The 2,727-nt window shown below is 71.9% G+C and carries 3 protein-coding genes; 2 read left to right on the top strand and 1 reads right to left on the bottom strand.

Annotated features, from left to right (window positions below):
• Together MKK70_RS11595 and MKK70_RS30605 are read left to right on the top strand one after the other, a co-directional pair.
• The coding region (locus MKK70_RS11595) for an ATP-binding protein (protein WP_243947830.1) at nt 1-1,113 on the top strand (1,113 nt) is incomplete at its 5' end.
• Entirely contained in the window at nt 1,110-1,235 is a 126-nt protein-coding gene (locus MKK70_RS30605; RefSeq protein WP_279603609.1) for a hypothetical protein, read from the top strand. The genes MKK70_RS11595 and MKK70_RS30605, both read left to right, overlap by 4 nt.
• 75 nt (nt 1,236-1,310) lie before the next feature.
• Here the strand turns inward: MKK70_RS30605 and MKK70_RS11590 are convergent.
• Nucleotides 1,311-2,727: toprim domain-containing protein (locus MKK70_RS11590; RefSeq protein ID WP_243947828.1), on the bottom strand; the 1,417-nt coding region annotated here is incomplete at its 5' end.

Below are 2,727 nucleotides of genomic sequence, written 5' to 3'. Positions count from 1 at the left end.
GCGCACGACTTCAACAACCTGCTGACCATCATCCGCTCGTCCGTCGACTTCCTGCGCCGGCCGGACCTGCCGGAGGACCGGCGCAAGCGCTACATGGACGCCGTCTCCGACACGGTCGACCGCGCCGCCAAGCTCACCGGGCAGCTCCTGGCCTTCGCGCGCCGGCAATCCCTCAAGCCGGAGGTGTTCGAGGTTGGGGCGTGCCTGAACGGCGTGGCCGAGATGCTCGACACCATCACCGGCGCGCGCATCCGCGTCCGGGTCGAGGCGTCGGACAGGCCGGCCCTGGTGCGCGCCGACCTCAACCAGTTCGAGACGGCCCTGGTGAACATCGCCGTCAACGCCCGCGACGCGATGGACGGCAGCGGGACGCTGACGATGCGGGTGGCGGCCGGGCAGGCCATGCCGACGATCCGGGGCCATGCCGGCTCGCGCGGGCCGTTCGCCGCGGTCTCGCTCGCCGACACCGGCTCGGGCATTCCCCTCGACGTGCTCGGGCGCATCTTCGAGCCGTTCTTCACCACCAAGGACATCGGGCGCGGCACGGGGCTCGGGCTCTCTCAGGTGTTCGGCTTCGCCAAGCAGTCCGGCGGCGACGTCGACGTCACGAGCGAGATCGGCCGGGGCACGACCTTCACCCTCTACCTGCCCGAGGTCTCGTCGGAAGCGGTCGAGGCCGCCGTCGCCGACCCCGACGCCGCCCTGTCGCCGGCGGGGCTGGGCCAGCGCATCCTGCTCGTGGAGGACAACCTCGAGGTCGGCGCCTTCTGCTCGCAGATCCTCGAGGACCTCGGTTACGCGCCCGAATGGGTGGTCAACGCGGAGGAGGCGCTCGCGCGCCTCGGGACGGACGGGGCCGGCTTCCGGGCCGTCTTCTCCGACGTCGTCATGCCCGGCATGGGCGGCATCGAGCTCGCCAAGGCGTTGCGCCTCCGCATCCCGGCCCTGCCGGTGGTGCTGGCCTCGGGCTACAGCCACGTGCTCGCCCGCGAGGACAGCCACGGCTTCGAGCTGCTGCACAAGCCCTACTCGGCCGCGCAGGTCGGCCGGGTCCTGCGCCGGATCATCGGCACCGCATCCCCGGCCCCCGACCCCCCGGAGCACGGCCGATGACGCAGGATCCGACGGCGCCCGCCGCGCTGTCCGAGCGCGACCGGCTCGCCGCCCTCGCGAAGTACGGGATCCGCGACAAGCTCGACATGCGCCGGGCTCTCGGCGCGAACGGGCTGTCCTGACATCCGATACGGCGGACACCGAGGTCCGTGAGAGCGTCGTCCGGCCGTCGGCCGGACGCGTCTCGCGCCAACGGATCACACGTCGAGGTTGGCCACGCTGAGCGCGTTCTCCTGGATGAACTCGCGCCGGGGCTCGACCACGTCGCCCATCAGCTTGACGAACAGGTCGTCGGCGTCGGTGGTGTCCTTGACCTTGACCTGGAGCAGCGAGCGGATGTCGCGGTCGAGCGTCGTCTCCCACAGCTGCTGCGCGGTCATTTCGCCCAGGCCCTTGTAGCGCTGGAGCTGGAGCCCCTTCCGGCCGAACGCCATCACCGCCTCGAACAGCGCGACCGGCCCGTGCAGGACCGTCGATTCGCCCTTGCGCGAGAAGGTGACCGGCTCGCCGTAGATCTCGCGGAGCGCGTCGGCGCGGTCGGCGAGGCGGCGCGCCTCCTGCGAGGCGATGAGGCCGGCATCGAGCGTCGCGACCTGGCGCACGCCGCGCAGCGTGCGCCCGAAGACGTAGCCGCCCTCCGACGCCTCGCCCTGCCAGCCCTGCTCGATGTCGTCGGCGATGGCGTCGAGGCGCCTGGCCGTCACGTCGGCCAGGACCTCGGCCTCGCCCGCGTGCTCGGCCGCCTCCGGCCGGAAGGCGCCGGCCAGCACCGCCTGCTCGACCACCGAGCGGTCGTAGCGGGTGTGCAGGCCGAGCAGGATGCCGCGGAAGGTGCGGGCCTCCTCGACCAGCGTCTTGAGCTGCGGGCCGCCGAAGGCCGCGCCCGAGGCCAGCGTCAGGGTCGCGCCCTCGACGCCCTGGTCGATCAGGTAGTCCTCGAGGGCGCGCTCGTCCTTGAGGTAGAGCGCCTTGCGCCCGCGCTCGGCTTTGTAAAGCGGCGGCTGGGCGATGTAGAGGTGGCCGCGCTCGATCAGCTCCGGCATCTGCCGGAAGAAGAAGGTCAGGAGCAGGGTGCGGATGTGCGAGCCGTCCACGTCCGCGTCGGTCATGATGATGATGCGGTGGTAGCGCAGCTTGTCCGGGTTGAAGCCCTCGCGGTCGGTCGAGGACCGCCCGATCCCGGCCCCGAGCGCGGTGATCAGCGTGCCGATCTCGGCCGAGCCGAGCATCCGGTCAGCGCGCACGCGCTCGACGTTGAGGATCTTGCCCCGCAGCGGCAGCACCGCCTGGAAGGTGCGGTCGCGGCCCTGCTTGGCCGAGCCGCCGGCCGAGTCGCCCTCGACCAGCAGGATCTCGCACTTGCTCGGGTCGCGCTCCTGGCAGTCGGCGAGCTTGCCCGGCAGCGAGGCGATGTCGAGCGCGCCCTTGCGGGTCACGGTCTCGCGCGCCTTGCGCGCGGCCTCGCGGGCCGAGGCCGCCAGGATCACCTTGCCCATCACCGACCGGGCCTGGGACGGGTTCTCCTCCAGCCAGTTCGACAGGCCCTCGTTCAGCACGTTCTCCACCGCCGGGCGCACCTCGGAGGAGACGAGCTTGTCCTTGGTCTGCGACGAG

Origin of the sequence: Methylobacterium sp. E-041, assembly GCF_022829665.1 — a bacterium.
GTDB lineage: Bacteria > Pseudomonadota > Alphaproteobacteria > Rhizobiales > Beijerinckiaceae > Methylobacterium.
The sequence above is the reverse complement of the archived record's forward strand: the minus strand, read 5'-3'. Positions and strand labels throughout refer to the sequence as shown.

Excerpts from the sequence above, each read along its gene's own strand:
- MKK70_RS30605 (WP_279603609.1), top strand. The coding sequence starts at position 1,110 with ATGACGCAGGATCCGACGGCGCCCGCCGCGCTGTCCGAGCGCGACCGG.